General features: G+C 72.1%; 13 protein-coding genes. 8 read left to right on the plus strand and 5 right to left on the minus strand.

Features of this window, described 5'->3' with window-relative positions; all coding sequences use genetic code 11:
- The first annotated feature begins 62 nt into the window (after window positions 1-62).
- The 3 genes from ABZ990_RS00270 (at window position 63) to ABZ990_RS00280 (ending at window position 3,594) form a co-directional block, all read left to right on the plus strand.
- Window positions 63-944 carry a glycosyltransferase gene (locus ABZ990_RS00270; RefSeq protein WP_361222825.1) on the plus strand — a complete coding sequence of 294 codons (882 nt, stop codon included), beginning with the start codon at window positions 63-65 and terminating at the stop codon, window positions 942-944.
- Between the two features lie 365 nt (window positions 945-1,309).
- The gene (gene ctaD / locus ABZ990_RS00275) at window positions 1,310-3,202 is read left to right on the plus strand and encodes a cytochrome c oxidase subunit I (protein WP_361222828.1); all 1,893 of its coding nucleotides are present in this window, start codon (window positions 1,310-1,312) and stop codon (window positions 3,200-3,202) included.
- Entirely contained in the window at window positions 3,199-3,594 is a 396-nt protein-coding gene (locus ABZ990_RS00280; RefSeq protein ID WP_361222830.1) for a cytochrome c oxidase subunit 4, read from the plus strand. The genes ctaD and ABZ990_RS00280 overlap by 4 nt, the downstream gene beginning before the upstream one ends.
- Window positions 3,595-3,662: 68 nt before the next feature.
- On the opposite strand, the gene ABZ990_RS00285 is transcribed toward ABZ990_RS00280, so the two are convergent.
- From ABZ990_RS00285 to ABZ990_RS00305, 5 genes are all read right to left on the minus strand, one after another.
- Window positions 3,663-5,405 carry a ubiquinol-cytochrome c reductase cytochrome b subunit gene (locus ABZ990_RS00285; RefSeq protein ID WP_361222833.1) on the minus strand — a complete coding sequence of 581 codons (1,743 nt, stop codon included), beginning with the start codon at window positions 5,403-5,405 and terminating at the stop codon, window positions 3,663-3,665.
- 255 nt (window positions 5,406-5,660) lie between these two features.
- Window positions 5,661-6,023, minus strand: coding sequence for a hypothetical protein (locus ABZ990_RS00290; protein WP_361222835.1), 363 nt, complete (start codon window positions 6,021-6,023; stop codon window positions 5,661-5,663).
- A gap of 90 nt (window positions 6,024-6,113) precedes the next feature.
- Window positions 6,114-7,571: an FAD-dependent oxidoreductase gene (locus ABZ990_RS00295; protein ID WP_361222838.1), complete on the minus strand. Its 1,458-nt coding sequence runs from the start codon at window positions 7,569-7,571 to the stop codon at window positions 6,114-6,116.
- A 143-nt stretch (window positions 7,572-7,714) separates the two neighbouring features.
- Complete coding sequence (locus tag ABZ990_RS00300) at window positions 7,715-7,918, minus strand: antitoxin (protein WP_361222841.1); 204 nt, start codon at window positions 7,916-7,918, stop codon at window positions 7,715-7,717.
- A 159-nt stretch (window positions 7,919-8,077) separates the two neighbouring features.
- Complete coding sequence (locus ABZ990_RS00305) at window positions 8,078-8,653, minus strand: TerD family protein (RefSeq protein ID WP_361222844.1); 576 nt, start codon at window positions 8,651-8,653, stop codon at window positions 8,078-8,080.
- Between the two features lie 264 nt (window positions 8,654-8,917).
- Here ABZ990_RS00305 and ABZ990_RS00310 point away from each other — a divergent pair, with 264 nt between their 5' ends.
- The 5 genes from ABZ990_RS00310 to ABZ990_RS00330 all read left to right on the plus strand — a co-directional run bounded on the left by ABZ990_RS00310 (window position 8,918) and on the right by ABZ990_RS00330 (window position 15,269).
- Window positions 8,918-9,148: a hypothetical protein gene (locus ABZ990_RS00310; protein WP_361222846.1), complete on the plus strand. Its 231-nt coding sequence runs from the start codon at window positions 8,918-8,920 to the stop codon at window positions 9,146-9,148.
- A gap of 206 nt (window positions 9,149-9,354) precedes the next feature.
- Window positions 9,355-10,803, plus strand: a complete 1,449-nt coding sequence (locus ABZ990_RS00315) for an LCP family protein (protein WP_361223656.1) — start codon at window positions 9,355-9,357, stop codon at window positions 10,801-10,803.
- Window positions 10,804-11,148: 345 nt separating this feature from the next.
- Window positions 11,149-11,670: a hypothetical protein gene (locus ABZ990_RS00320; protein ID WP_361222849.1), complete on the plus strand. Its 522-nt coding sequence runs from the start codon at window positions 11,149-11,151 to the stop codon at window positions 11,668-11,670.
- Window positions 11,667-14,600, plus strand: coding sequence for a BTAD domain-containing putative transcriptional regulator (locus tag ABZ990_RS00325; RefSeq protein WP_361222852.1), 2,934 nt, complete (start codon window positions 11,667-11,669; stop codon window positions 14,598-14,600). Before ABZ990_RS00320 ends, ABZ990_RS00325 begins: the two co-directional genes overlap by 4 nt.
- A gap of 66 nt (window positions 14,601-14,666) precedes the next feature.
- Window positions 14,667-15,269 carry a hypothetical protein gene (locus ABZ990_RS00330; RefSeq protein WP_361222854.1) on the plus strand — a complete coding sequence of 201 codons (603 nt, stop codon included), beginning with the start codon at window positions 14,667-14,669 and terminating at the stop codon, window positions 15,267-15,269.
- Window positions 15,270-15,367: the final 98 nt, after the last annotated feature.

The raw sequence follows: 15,367 nt of genomic DNA on the forward strand, positions 1-15,367 counted from the left end.
GCAGAGGTCCGGCGCGGGCCCGGTTACGATCGGCCCCTCGCCGACCTCAGGAGTTCCGCGCCATGTCATCCCCGCGTATCGGAGTCGTCATCGTGACGATGGGTACCCGTCCGAAGGAGCTGGCGGCGCTGCTCGCCTCGGTGGAATGGCAGGACGTTCCGGCGGCCCGCGTGATCCTGGTCGGCAACGCGACCCCGCTCACCGGCGTGGTCGTGGCACCGAACGTGACCAAGGTGCCGCTGCCCGAGAACCTGGGCTGTCCCGGCGGCCGGAACGTCGGTCTGGCGATGCTGCGCGACTCCGGGGACGTCGACATCGCCGTCGAACTCGACGACGACGGCCTGCTGATCCACCCGGACGTCTTCCGTAAGGTCGGGCAGATGTTCGCGGCGGATCCGGGGCTCGGCATCGTCGGATTCCGGGTCGCCGACGAGCACGGCCACACCGAACGCCGCTGGGTGCCCCGGCTGCGGGCCGACGACCCGATGCGGGGCGGGCCGGTGACCGCGTTCCTCGGCGGCGGACACGCCTTCTCCCTGCCGATGCTCCGCGAGACCGGCTTGTGGCCCGCCGAGTTCTTCTTCACCCATGAGGAGACCGACCTGGCCTGGCGCGCGCTCGACGCGGGCTGGACGATCCTCTACGAGCCCGGGCTCGTCCTCCAGCACCCGAGGACGTCCCCGGCCCGCCACGCCGTCTACTACCGCAACACGGCACGCAACCGTGTGTGGCTGGCCAAGCGCCGCCTCCCGGTGCCGCTGATCCCGGTCTACCTCGGCGTGTGGATCCTGCTCGCCATGGCGCGTATGCGGTCCCTGGGCGGTCTGGCGGCCTGGTGGGGCGGATTCGCGGAGGGGGTACGGAGGCCCTGCGGTCCGCGCCGGGCCATGCGCTGGCGTACGGCGTGGCGTATGACCCGACTCGGCCGCCCGCCGATCCTCTGAGCCCCCGGCCCGGCCCGCCTCGCCACGCTGCTCCTCGCCCCGGTCGCGCCTCTCGGCCGTCGAACCGCCGCATCGCCCGGCCACCGGTACCACCGGTACCACCGGGGCCCTACGGGGGTCACCCGAGTCGTGACGCCGCCGCGCCGCCGCCCGGAGGGGGGGAAACCAGGCGGCGGCTTTTCGGGTGCGCACACCCATCGGGGCGGGTGCCCCGCCCGGCCCGTTTCACACGCACCCCCGCCCGCCGGTTTCGCCGCGCGCCGCCGCCCCGCGTCCCCACGGTGGTGAACCGGTGAATTCCGGGCGCGTCGCCGCCCCGTGCCCGCCGTGCCGACGGCCACGGCGGAAGGATCACCGCACGGGCCTTGCCAGCGACACACACCGGGGTGCACGACGACATGTGGCGGGACAACACGGCGGCCAAGGGCACGGCGGCGACAGGAACCCCGGCGACAGGAACCCCGGGGACAGAGGCCGAAGCGGAGGCGGAGACCGCGCAGACCCGGCCCCGGACGGCCACGGAGCGACGGGTGCGGTCCGGTTCCCGCTTCCTCGGGATCCTCACCACCACCGACCACAAGGTGGTGGGCTACCTCTACATGACCACCTCGTTCGGGTTCTTCCTCTTCGCCGGCCTGCTGGCGATGCTGATGCGCGCCGAACTCGCCCGGCCCGGACTCCAGCTGGTCAGCGCCGAGCAGTACAACCAGCTCTTCACCGTCCACGGCACGGTGATGATGCTGCTCTTCGCCACCCCCATGTTCGCGGGCTTCGCCAACGCCGTCATGCCCCTCCAGATCGGCGCCCCGGACGTCGCCTTCCCCCGGCTCAACGCCCTCAGCTACTGGCTGTTCCTGTTCGGCGGACTGCTGGTGGTCTCCGGCTTCCTGCTCCCCGGCGGCGCCGCCTCCTTCGGCTGGTTCGCCTACGCGCCCCTCAACAACGCCGTCTTCTCCCCGGGCGTCAGCGGCGATCTGTGGGCTCTCGGCCTGGTCCTCTCCGGTGTCGGCACCACCCTGACCGGCGTCAACTTCATCACCACGGTCATGTGTCTGCGGGCCCCCGGGATGACCATGTTCCGGATGCCGATCTTCACCTGGAACGTCCTTCTCACCTCGGTCCTGGTGCTGCTGGCCTTCCCCGTCCTCACCGCCGCCCTGCTGGCGCTCGTCGCCGACCGCAGACTCGGTGCCCACACCTACGACTCCGCGTCCGGCGGCGCGCTGCTGTGGCAGCACCTCTTCTGGTTCTTCGGCCATCCCGAGGTCTACATCGTCGCGCTGCCGTTCTTCGGGATCATCTCCGAGATCATCCCGGTCTTCAGCCGCAAACCCGTGTTCGGCTATCTCGGGATGGTGGGCGCCACCATCGGCATCACCATGCTGTCCGCCGTCGTGTGGGCCCACCACATGTTCGCGACCGGTGCCGTCCTGCTGCCCTTCTTCTCGATCATGTCGTTCCTGATCGCCATCCCCACCGGGGTGAAGTTCTTCAACTGGATCGGCACCATGTGGCACGGCAGCCTGTCCTTCGAGACACCCATGCTGTTCTCGATCGGCTTCCTCGTCACCTTCCTGCTCGGCGGGCTCAGCGGCGTCCTCATCGCTTCGCCCCCGCTCGACTTCCACCTCACCGACTCCGCGTTCATCGTGGCGCACCTGCACTACGTCCTCTTCGGCACCGTCGTCTTCGCCACCTTCGCGGGCTTCTACTTCTGGTGGCCCAAGTGGACGGGCCATCTGCTCGACGAACGCCTGGGCCGCGTCCACTTCTGGACGCTCTTCACCGGGTTCCAGGCGACCTTCCTGGTCCAGCACTGGCTCGGCGAGAAGGGCATGCCCCGGCGCTACGCCGACTATCTGCCGGCCGACGGCTTCACCGCGCTCAACACCTTCTCCTCCATCGGCGCCTTTCTGCTGGGGGCGTCGACCCTGCCGTTCCTCTACAACGTCTGGCGGAGCCGTACGCACGGCGCCGAGGCCACTGTCGACGACCCCTGGGGGTACGGCCGGTCGCTGGAGTGGGCCACCTCCTGCCCGCCGCCCCGGCACAACTTCGTCGCCCTGCCCCGCGTACGGTCCGACTCGCCCGCCTTCGACCTGCACCACCCGTCCGGCCCCGCGGGCCCGACCGAGCTGCCCAGCCCGCCCGCCGGCCCGCCCACCGACCCGTCCGCCAGTCCGCCCATCGACCCGTCCGCCAGTCCGCCCATCGACCCGTCCGCCGGCGGACCGGCGCCGCGAGAGGAGCGATCATGAGAACCGAGGCGCTGGTGTTCGCCGGCACGGCCTGCTTCTTCCTCGCGGTGGACGTGCTGTACGCGGTGTGGTCGCGCGAGCCCGCCGGGACGGCGGCGCTCACGATCGCGTTCCTCATGGCGTCTCTGATCAGCTTCTTCTTCGCCCGCACCCACCGGGCCATCGGGCTGCGCCCCGAGGACCGCCCCGACGGCGAGGTCCAGGAGCGGGCCGGCCGGCTCGCTCCCTTCTCGCCCGGCAGCGGCTGGCCGGTGCTCACGGCCCTGGGCGCGATGATCCTCGCGCTCGGCCTGGTGTTCGGGCTGTGGCTGGCCCTGCTCGGTCTGGGCGTCTTCGCGTCGGGGGTGGGAGGTCTCGTGTTCCAGTACGCCACCGAGGGCGACCAGCACTGACCGGGGTGGCGCGCGGCGGACCGGAGCGAGACCTGGACGAGACCTGAACGGGCCCGGTGGCGCGGGGCTCAGTCGGTGCGTACCGGCGTACGGTCGCCCTCGCCGGGCTCCGTACCCCCGGATCCCCCGGATCCCCCGGATCCCCCGGATCCCCCGGATCCCCCGCGCCCCTCGATTCCCCGGGAGTCGTCCCAGCGCGGCGGCGCCGTCCGCTCCGCCACGGCCGCCCGCTCCCGCTCCTGGGCCGGCAACTCCACCCGGTCGGTGAGCAGGAACCGGCTCAGCGCGGCCCGCAGCCGCAGCCGCCGGGGCACCGGGCCCTGCTCCGGCAGCGTCACCGGCTCCTGCGTCTCCCGCACCAGCAGCCGGTACCGCTCGGCGGGCGGGAGGGCACGATGCCGCCCCGACAACTCGCCGTGCACCGCCTGCCGTACCTCCCGGGTCTTGTCGCCCTCGGCCAGCCGCCGCTTGTCCGCTGCCTGCAGGGCGAGACACAGCCGACGGGTGACGGCGAACGCCAGCAGCGGCGCGAGGACCAGCGCCACCCGCAGCACCCAGGTCACCGCCTCGATCTCGACGTCGAAGACGAGAGCGAGGAGGTCGTTGCCGCCCGCCAGCAGCAGCACCGCGTAGAAGACGATGCCCGCGACGCCGATCCCGGTGCGCACCGGGCGGTTGCGCGGCCGGTCGCACAGATGGTGCTCGGCACGGTCGCCCGTCGCCCACTTCTCGATCAGCGGATAGCAGAGCAGCCCGGTGAACAGCAGGCCCGGCAGGAGCAGGGCGGGCACGAACACGTTCCACATGATCGTGTGCCCCGCGATCACGGTGTTCCACGGCGGCATCAGCCGCAGCGCGCCCTCCAGGAACCCCACGTACCAGTCGGGCTGCGAACCGGCCGACACCTGGTCCGGCCGGTACGGCCCGTAATGCCACACGGGGTTGATCTGGGCCACCGCGGCCATGCCCGTGAGCACCGCGAACACCAGCAGGAACAGGCCGGTGGACTTCGCCGCGAAGTGCGGGACCATCGGCCGCCCCACCGCGTTGCGGTTGGTGTGCCCGGGCAGCGCCCAGTGGGTGTGCTTGAGATAGAAGACCAGCAGGACATGGGCCGTGACGACGGCGACGAGCAGGGCCGGTACGAGCAGCACGTGGAGCATGTACAGCCTCGGGATGACCACCTGCCCCGGGAACTGGCCGCCGAACAGCATCATTTCGAGATACGTGCCGACCACCGGGATCGACCCCACGATGGTGGCCGCGGTGCGCAGGCCGGTCCCCGAGAGCAGGTCGTCCGGCAGCGAGTAGCCGGCGAATCCCTCCAGCATCGCGAGGATGAACAAGGTGACGCCGAGTGTCCAGTTCGCCTCACGGGGCTTGCGGAACGCGCCGGTGAAGAAGACCCGCAGCATGTGCGTGGCGATCGCGGCGACGAACACCAGCGCCGCCCAGTGGTGCACCTGACGGATCAGCAGCCCGCCGCGCACCTCGAAGCTCAGCCGCAGGGTCGTCGTGTACGCCTGGGTCATCGGCTGCCCCTGGAGCGGCCGGTAGGGGCCGGCGTAGACGGTCTCCACCATGCTCGGGTCGAAGAACAGGGTGAGATAGACGCCGGTGAGCAGGAGCACCAGGAACGCGTACAGGGCGATCTCGCCCAGCAGGAACGACCAGTGGTCCGGGAATGCCTTGCGCAGCGCGGCACGGGCGATCTCGCTGATCGGGAGCCGGCCGTCGGCGGCGGCGTAGCCGCGGACGGCGGCCTCCTTGGCGCGGTCGTTCCAGCGGGTCCGGTGCCTGCGAAGGGACATGCCGACTCCTGACGCTCCGCCACTCCAGGCGTCCTCCGCCTGCCGGGCCGCCCCCGGCGGCGGCCACGGTGCCGACCCTGCCGCCCGGGCCTGCTCCGGCGGATCGGGCGCGCCGGACATTGGGCCGCGTGAGGGAAAAACCCGCACGCGCGCCACGCGCGCCGGCGCCCCTGGGGTGGGGTTCCCCCGGTTCCCGTGCCTTCGCGGATCGTGCCGTTCGTGCCGTTCGTGCCGTTCGCCCGGTCCCTGAGGGCCTTACCACTCGTACGGCTCCTGCGCCTCCTGAGGCTCCTCCGACTCCGCCGGTTCGTACAGCGGCAGGAAGTGGATCACCGGTTCCTCGTACGGGTGCGCCGCCCGGACGGCCTCCAGGACCGCGCGGGCCTGCTCCGTGTCGCAGACCGACTCGATACGGCGTTCCTCCGCGTACTGGACGACGCCCACCTCGCCGTCGTACGGCAGGGCCCCGGGCAGCGGCTGCCAGCTGCCGGTCACCCGCCACCCGCTGGAACAGCGCGCGTAGGCCCCGACCCGGCCCGCTCCGGCCGTGTGCAGGGCGTCGGCCACGGCCTCCACATGGCTCGCGGGGACGGATATCTCGATCTTCAGACGCGTCATGAGCGGGACCCTAGCGGCCGGTTCCTCCCCGGGGCGATCAGGGCCGGGGCCCGATCGCGGGGGCTCGGGAGGGAACGGGCCCGGCGGACCTCAGGCGGGCAGGAGCGCGTCCCACTGCTCCCGGGTCGGGCCGTCGTACCGGGGCTCGAAGTCCGGGCGGTCGGCGAGCCAGGCGGTGAGGTGCCGCTCGATCTCGTCGGTGCCGTAGGCATCCTTGGGCGGGCATACGAGATGACGGGCCTGGGCCCGGGCCCGCATGACGACCGGATCGTCGAACGCGCAGGCGGCGAGGGCGGCGGCCCGCCGGTCGGAGAGCGGCGCGCTGTCGGCAAGGCGCAGGCCGGACGTCCGATCGGACGTCACCTGCGTGTCGAACCAAGGGCGGAGGGCCTGGACCGTCCACGCGTGGTAGCCGGCCGGATCGGCCGCGATCTCGTCGGCGTGCAGGGCCACCTGCCGGGCGGCGAGCAGGCCGAGGGCCACGCCGTGGCCGAAGGTGGGGTTGGTGTGGACGATGCTGTCCCCGGCGTTGATCAGACCGGTGACGACCGGCCCGGCGTCGTCGGCGAGCGACGTCCAGCGATTGTCCAGTCCGGCCATCGCGAGGACGTCCGAGCAGGGCTCGGGATCCAGGTCGAGCCAGGCGGCGCAGGCGGGGAAGCGGCGGGCGGCGGCCTCGAAGACGGCGGGGTCGGTGAGCGCGCCGCGGGACGGATCCCCCGTGGCCAGCACCATGCTCACGGCGAAGGTGTCGTTGTCGGACGGGAAGACGCCGCCGAGCGCGAACGCCGCGGTCGAGCCGGTCTTCACCCGCCCCGGATCGCGCGGGCCGTCCGGCCGCAGCCGGTACCACCGGCACAGATACGCGATCCCGGTGCGGTGGCTCTCGACCACGGGCGGGCGGCAGCCGGCGGCGGTCAGCCAGCGGGGTACGGGGGAGCGGCGGCCGGAGGTGTCGACGACGAGGTCCGCCCGATGGGTCTTTGTACCGACGCGGACACCGATGACCCGGGGAACGCCGTCCCTCCCGGGAGCGGGCGTGGGAGCGGGATCGGGATCGGGATCGGGAGCGGGCGTCGGCGTCGGTGCGGACGCGGGAGTGGGCGCGGAGTCGAAGGCGAGGGCGTCGACCCGGAGGCCCCGCCGTACCTCGACGCCCGGCTCCCGTCGTACGGCCGAGGTCAGGGCGGCCTCCAGCACGATCCGGCGGGTCCGCAGGGTCACCAGGTCCTCGTCGCCGGGCCGGTACGGCGGATGGGCGTCGAACCAGTCGAAGTCGTGGTACTCGCGGGCTCCCCGGGCCAGCAGGTCCGCGTAGACGTCGGGGGCCTCGTCGAGCAGCACGGTGCGGACCGGGGCGAGGAGCGAGTGCGGCTGGACCGCTTGGGGGACACGGGGCCGGTGCCAGTCGAAGAAGTCCCCGTCCGGGTCCTTCGCGGCCTGTCGGGTGTCCTGCTCGAACAACGTGACCGCGTGGCCCCGCCGTCCGAGCAGAAGGGCCGTTCCCAGCCCGCTGATTCCTCCGCCGATCACCGCGACTCGCGCCACTGAGCTCCCTCTCGCGTCGTGTTGCGGAGGGAGCCTAGTGAGCCCTGCCGGGCGGATCACGGCCGGGCGGATCACAGCCGGGTCCGAGGCCCCCCGAGATACCCGCGTATCGCGGTGATCACTCGCTTGTCACCGACCGAAAATCAGTCCGAGGAGCGCTGGTCGCCAAGGCCCTCGATGAAGTCCTTGGCCTTCTCCACGCCGGTGTCGATCTTGTCGCTGTACTTGCCGTCGGTCTTCTCGTCGACGACGTCGGCAGCCTTCTCCAGCCCCTGGGAGACGAGTTCGCCGTGCTCGGCGGCGAACTCCAGCGCCTTGTCCTTGAGGCCCTTCAGATTGTCGAACACGTGGCGAGCTTCCTTCCGGTGAGGGGGATGGGGGTGGTGGTGCGCCGCCCGGCAAAGCCGGGCGGCCGGCCGCCGGTTGGTTACGGCGGGCGACGCGGACGGCGCCGGCCCCGGTGGATGACCGGTGGCCGACGCCGAGCGCGTGATGAGGAGGCGGGATCAGACGTTGACGCCGAAGTCCATGGCGATTCCGCGCAGACCGGAGGCGTAACCCTGGCCGACCGCGCGGAACTTCCACTCGGTGCCGTGCCGGTACAGCTCACCGAAGACCATCGCGGTCTCCGTCGAGGCGTCCTCCGACAGGTCGTAGCGGGCGATCTCCTGGCCGTCCGTCTGGTTGACGACGCGGATGTAGGCGTTGCGGACCTGGCCGAAGCTCTGGCCCCGGCTCTCGGCCTCGTGGATCGACACCGGGAAGACGATCTTGGTGATGTCGGGGGAGACGGTGGCGAGGTTCACCTTGACCGACTCGTCGTCGCCCTCGCCCTCGCCGGTGAGGTTGTCACCGGTGTGCTCGACGGAGCCGTCCGGGCTGGTGAGGTTGTTGTAGAAGACGAAGTGACGGTCCGAGAGGACCTTCCCGGAGGCGTCGCACAGCAGGGCGGACGCGTCCAGGTCGTACGCGGCGCCGGTGGTCGTCCGCACGTCCCAGCCCAGGCCCACCACGACGGCGGTCAGGCCGGGGGCCTGCTTGCTGAGGGATACGTTGCCGCCCTTGGCCAGGGTAACGCCCACTGTTCTTCCTCCGTTGTCGGATTCATGCCGGATTCGGCCTGTCAACTGCTGCAACGCAGAGGCTACCGTCACAGTTCCCCGACCTGCGCAATCAGTGAAGTGTGAGGGCACTACGCCAGGCCGGCGAGGGTGCGGGGAACTCGCCGTGATGGCCTTTGGCGCGGCCCGGATGGATGCTCCTGGGGGTGACATGGGGTGGCGCGTTGGGCCCGTCCTTAGTTCAATGGTTGCGCAAACCGTGAAGTAATCTCGGAGGGGGAGTACATGACGGACCAGGAGAAAGCGCTGCTCTTCGGTGGCCCCGCGCACGGCCTGTGCGTGACGGTGACCGGTCGGCCGCCCATCCTGCAGGTGACGTATCCCTGTGAGGTCGACGAGAGCGGAGCCGCGGAGGGGGGAGCCGGAGTACGTGTCGAGGCCCTGCACGTCTACCGGTTGAACCCGGGAGGCGCGGACGCCCCGCCCCGTTACGGATACGACCCGGCCAGCCCGTAAGCGGACACGTCCACCCCCATGTGGCCTAACCTTGCCAAGACACACCATGGGGAAACCATATGGACGAACCACTCGTCCCCTTCTGTATCGGCCGGACGAGTGAAGGCGTACCGATGACTGGCAAGCACCATCCCCCGCAGAGGCGTCGCGCCGCCGGGTCCCGGTCGAACGGGACCGGCCGGCTGCGCGGCGGGCGGCTGCTCGCGATGGCCACGACCCTGCTGGTGCTCGCGGTCTCCGGCATGGGCTGGATCTACCTTCAAGTCACCGGCGACATCGCCACGTTCGGTTCCGACGGGATCTCCGGCGACCGTCCCTCCGCCGGCGCCCAGGGGCAGAACGTCCTCGTCATCGGATCGGACGCGCGGACCGACGGGAACAGCGCGTTCGGCGGCGGCAACCGGGCCGACATCGGCCGCTCCGACACCACGTTCCTGCTCCATGTGTACGCGGACCAGCGGCACGCCGTGGCCGTGTCCTTCCCCCGCGACACCCTCGTCGACATCCCGCCGTGCCGGCTCCCCGACGGCACCTGGACACCGCCGCGGGCCGAGGCCATGTTCAACTCGGCCTTCACCGTGGGGCAGACCGCCACCGGCAACCCCGCCTGTACGCAGAACACCGTCGAGAAGCTCACCGGTCTGCGGGTGGACCACACCGTCGTCGTCGACTTCAAGGGCTTCGCGGCCCTGACCGAGGTCGTCGGCGGCGTCCGGGTGTGCCTGCCCGTCGACGTCCACCAGAGGGACCTCGACCCGCACCTGACGGCGCCGGGCGCGCTGGTGTTCGCCAAGGGGGAGCAGACCGTCTCGGGCCGGCGGGCCCTGGACTACGTGCGTCTGCGGCACGGCATCGGCGACGGCTCCGACATCGGTCGCATCAAGCGTCAACAAGCCTTTGTCGCAGCCCTGTTGAAGAAGATCAAGAGCGACGGCCTCACCCCGACCAAGCTGCTTCCGCTCGCCGAGGCGGCGACGGGGGCGCTGACCGTCGACCCTGGACTCGGTTCGGCGGAGAAGCTCATCGACTTCGCGATGTCGATGAAGGGCATCGACCTGCGCGACACCACGTTCGTCACGCTTCCCTGGCGCTACCAGGGTGCGCGCGTCGCGATCGTCCGATCGGAGGCCGACGCGCTCTGGGCCGCCCTCAGGGCCGACCGCCCCCTCAACGGCAACGGCAACGGCAACGGCAATGGCAGCGGCGGAAAGGCCGCCGGTGGTGCGGACGGCGGTCGCCCCGCCGCCCCGGACACCTTGGCCCCCGCGCCGGTGTCCGGCCGGGGGGTCGCCGTCGCCGTCCTCAACGGCACCCGCACGACCGGACTCGCCGCCCACGCGGCCGAGATGCTCCGCTCCGCCGGATACACCGTCACCCGGACGGCCACCGCGGTGACCCAGAACCATCCCCTCACCGTCGTCGAGTACGGGCCCGGCCGCGAAGCCGAAGCCAAGGCGGTCGCCCGGCACTTCGCCACCGCCGAACTGCGGCCCGTCGACACGGCGGGCATCACCGTCACCCTCGGCCGGTCCTACGCCGACAACCCCGACGCCCCCGCCGATCCCGCCCCGTCGGGGGCCCCGGCGACGACGGTGCCGCCCGAGGACACCCGCTCCGCGGCCGACGACCCGTGCGCCGATCTCTCGTACGGCTGATCCGCCCCTGGGGCGTGTCCGTTTCCGTGTCTGCGCTGGTGTCGGTGGTCGTTCCCGTAACCGTTCCCGTGCCCGTGTCCGAGTCCGGAAAGGAGCGCCGTCCGGACGGAGTTCCGCGCCGGGGCGGCCCGGCGGGGTGCGCCCGGGTATGACGGCACGTGGGTCACGCTCCATGCCCGCCGCCGGTGGGCGAGGGGTGGCACGTACGGCCGGAAGATCGCCGCCCCGCCCCAACCCGCCTGCCTCGATTGCTCGTTTACGGGCTGTTGATCGTTTATGCAGTGACATCCTCGACAGTCGAGACCGTCCGCAAAGGACATTCCCTCCCACCGGAAAGGTCTCGCGATGTCGCCGAGAACGAATCGCTCGCTTGTCACCCGCACCGCGGTCGCCACGCTCCTGGCCGCCGCGGGGTTGCTGGCCACCCACGTCACGGCCCGCGCCGCCACCCCCGCCGCACCCTCCGACGCCCTCGTCAACGGCGGCACCCTGGCCCCCGGCGCGGCCCTCTCCTCCGGCAACACCCGCCTCGTCATGCAGCAGGACGGCGACCTCGCCCTCTTCACCACCGGCGCCAACGGCACCAGCCCGCAGTTGCGTTGGCACTCCGGGACCACCGGCGCGGGCAACAAGGCCGAGCTGCGCACCGACGGCAACCTCGTCGTCACCGCCCCGAACGGCGGTGCGCTCTGGCAGAGCCGGACCGGCAACGCGGACTGCCCGCACCTGCCGTGGACCAAACTCGCTCTCCGGTCCGACGGCGGCATGTACATCCTGTCGGGGACCGACAGCGAGGCCCCCTACCTGGTCCCGCTCTGGTCGGCGTCCTACGGCCCCCAGTTCCCCTGCGGCGCCTCCGCCCGGTGAACGACCCCGCCCCGGGACTGGGATTCGCCCTGCTGGGCCCGGTGCGGGCCTGGTACGACGGCGCGCCGGTCGGCCTCGGACAGCCTCGCTCGCACGAAGTGCTCGCGGTACTGCTCGCCGCCGCCGGCCGGGCGGTGTCGCTGCCGCTGCTCGTGGAGGCCGTATGGGACGAGGGCGACCGGCCGGCCCGCGCCGCGCACTCGGTCCGTACCCATGTGTGGCGGCTGCGCCGGGCCCTGGCCCGGCACACCGCCGAAGCGGTGCTCGTCACCGTCGGCGACGGCTACGCGCTGCGCGCCGCCGCCTGTGCCGTGGACCTCTGGACCTTCGAGCGCGCCCAGGCGCGGGCCGAGGAGGTACGGAACGACGGCGGCACCGCGGGGCAGGCCCGCGACATCCTCGCGGGAGCACTGGATCTGTGGACGGGCGAGCCGCTGGCCGGACTCCACGGACCCCACGCCCGCAACCTGCGCGTCCGCCTTCAAGAGGTACGGCGGTCCCTGCTGGAGGCCCGGCTCGGTCTCGACGCCGAACTCGGCGACCGGCCCCAGCTCGCCGCCGAAGCGGGCACCTGCGTCATGGAGTTCCCGGCCAGCGAGCCGCTGCGCGCGGTGCAGATGCTGGCGCTGTACCGCTCCGGCCGCCAAGCGGAAGCGCTGGGCGTCCTCGAGGACACCCGGCGGTATCTGGGCACCGCGCCCGGTGCCGAACTGACCGCGCTGCACCTGCGGATCCTGCGCTCCGACCCCACCCTGCGCCTTCCCGACACCACCGGCCCCGGACCCCGCGCACCGCGCTCCGACGGTTCCTTCCCCTCACCCGTCCCCGGCTTCACCGGGCGCGACGAGCAACTCCGCGAGCTCACCGCGCTGCTGGCCCGGCCGGCCGCCTCGGCCGTCGTCCTCTCGGCGGTCAACGGCATGGCGGGCGTCGGGAAGACCGCGCTCGCCGTGCAGAGTGCCCACGGGATCGACGGAAGTGCCTTCCCGGAGGGACGTCTGTACGTGGATCTGCGCGGCGCCGACGCCGAACCCCTGCACCCGCACCACGTACTGGAGGGATTTCTCCGGGAGTTGGGCACCGCGGACGACGACGTCCCCGAGGACCCGGACGAACGCGTCGCGCTCTACCGCACGGTGATGGCCGACCGCCGGATGCTCCTGCTGCTGGACAACGCGGCCTCCTGCGAACAGCTCCGACCGCTGATCCCCGGCAACGCTGACTGCGCCGTCCTGGTGACCAGCCGCTCCTGGCTCACCGGACTGGCCGGGGCACACCATCTGCGGCTGGACGTCATGCCGCCCGAGGACGCCCTCGGCCTGCTGCGGCGGACCGTCGGCGATCACGCCGTGGACGCCGAACCGGAGGCCGCCGTCGCGCTCGTGGCCGCCTGCGGACATCTGCCGCTCGCCCTGCGGATCATCGCCTCCCGGCTGGCGGCCGAACCCGGCATGCCGCTCGCGGACATGGTCCGGCGGCTCGCGGACGAACGCGGACGCCTCGACGAACTGCGCACCGGCGACGCCGCCGTGGACGCCGCCTTCGAGCTCTCGTACACCACCCTCACTCCCGAACAGGCCCGCACTTTCCGGCTGTTGTCCGTACCCGAGATCCCCGACCTCGCCCTGCCGAGCGCGGCCGCCCTGCTGGGGCTCGGCACCGACGAGGCCGAGGAACTCCTGGAATCCCTCGTCGAACTCAATCTGCTGGAGTCGCACCACCTGGGCCGCTACCAGTTCCACGACCTCGTCCGCGCCTTCGCCCGGGCCCAGTGCGCCCGCTGGGACTCCACCGGCACGACGACCCGCGCCCTCGCCGGCCTGCTGGACTTCTGCCTCGCCACCGCCCGCAACGCCGACGCGGTCGCGCACTCCGCCGAACCGGACGAGCGCACGCTCATCGATATCGCACCGGCCTCCCCGGGCCTGTCCTTCGCCACCGCCCAGGAGGCCACCGACTGGATGCGGGAGGAGACCGCCCTGCAGCGGGCGCTGATCGCCCGCGCGTGCGTCGACGAGGGCCTGTCGCTGCCCCAGGCCGCCGATCTCGTGGACCGGCTCAACACCGTGCTCTCCGGCATCACCCACCTCACGGAGGTGTCGGAACAGGCCCGGCACGTCGCCGAGGTCGCCGCGCGGCGAGGCGACCGGCCGTCCGAGGCACTGGCCCGTTACGTCCGGGGCAACGCCCTGTGGCACGCCAACTCCTTCCCCGAAGCGGAGGCCGAACTCCACCGCAGCCTGGAACTGTGCGCCCCCGACACCGACTTGAGGCTGCGCGCCTCGGCACACCTCACGCTGTGCGCCCACGCCCGGGTACGCGGCCGCTTCGACGAGGCGGTCGCCCACGGGGAGGCGTCGGTGCGGCTCTTCCGGACGCTGGGCGCGGCGACCGCCGAGGGCACCGCGCTGGGCGAGCTGGCCTTCAACTACGCCCGGCAGGAACGCCTTTCCGAGGCCAGAGCGGCGGCCGAGCGCGGAGTGGAACTGCTCGGCGGCCGGGAATCGGTGTCCAAGGCCATCGGTCTGTACTACCTGGCCCGGGTCCTACGGTTGTGCGGGGACCCGGACGAGGCCCTGCGCCGGGCCGAGGCCGGCCTGGCACTCTTCCGCACCCTCAACGTCTCCTCCTTCGAGGCGGCGTCCGGCAACCTGATCGCCGAACTCCACGCCGACCAGGAGCGGTACGCGCTCGCGGCGCGGACCGCCGAGACGTTCCTGCCGCTGGCCCGCAAGGTCAGCGCGATGCTGGAGGGCGGCCTGCTCCGGACGCTCGGCCGCAGCCTGCTCCACCTCGGGCAGCGGGCCCGCGCCGGCGCCTGTCTGCGGGCCGCCCTGGAAATCTTCGAGGGGCTGCGGTCCGAGCAGGACGTCGAGCAGATCCGCGGGCTGCTGAACGCGGGGGCGACAGCACCGTTTATCGACCGGTGAACGCGGCCCGGCAGTCTCTGTGACGCAGCAGGAGCTGCCCCGCACACCGTCTCAGGAGGAACTTCCATGCAGCCCGTTCGTACCCTCGTCGCCCTCGGTCTGGGCACCCTGGCCACCGTGGCCGCCGTCGCCTCGCCCGCCGTCGCCCAGGAGCCCACGTACGTGCCCACCACGCCCGGGCGGCACTGCGTGGCCGACGTCGACAACGGCACCAGGTCCTGCTTCCCCACCTACCGGGAGGCCATCGCGTTCGCGACCCAGGGCCGCGTCACCGACGCCCCCGACGACACCCGGGCCGCCGCACACGACAAGAAGCTCCAGGAGCGCCTGAGCGGTCCGCGCGGTGAACACGGTCTCCGGCTCGCCAAGAACTCCGAGGCCGGCGTGCAGGCCACGACGCGGCTCCTCGGCACCATCTACAGCGACAAGGACTTCGGCGGCAACTCGCTCAGCCTGGTGGGCAGCCTCGGCTGCGTGCGCTACCCCGAGTTCGGCAACCTGTACGACGGCTGGAACGACTCGATCAGCTCCACCAACTCCGGCCAGTGCGACGTCACCCTCTTCCAGCACGCGGGCTTCCTCGGCTTCAGCCAGACCTACCGGGGCGCCGTCCCCTACGTCGGCGACGCCATGAACGACCAGGCCAGCTCGATCAGCTTCGACCGCTGACCCACCCGCTCCACCTGAACCACCCGGACCGGCGCGGCGCCACCCCTTCCGGCGCCGCGCCGGTGTCCGGCGGGGTGGCTCCGTCCGTGGGGGGCCAC

The organism is Streptomyces sp. NPDC046203, from assembly GCF_040646255.1.
In the GTDB taxonomy this organism is placed as follows: domain Bacteria; phylum Actinomycetota; class Actinomycetes; order Streptomycetales; family Streptomycetaceae; genus Streptomyces.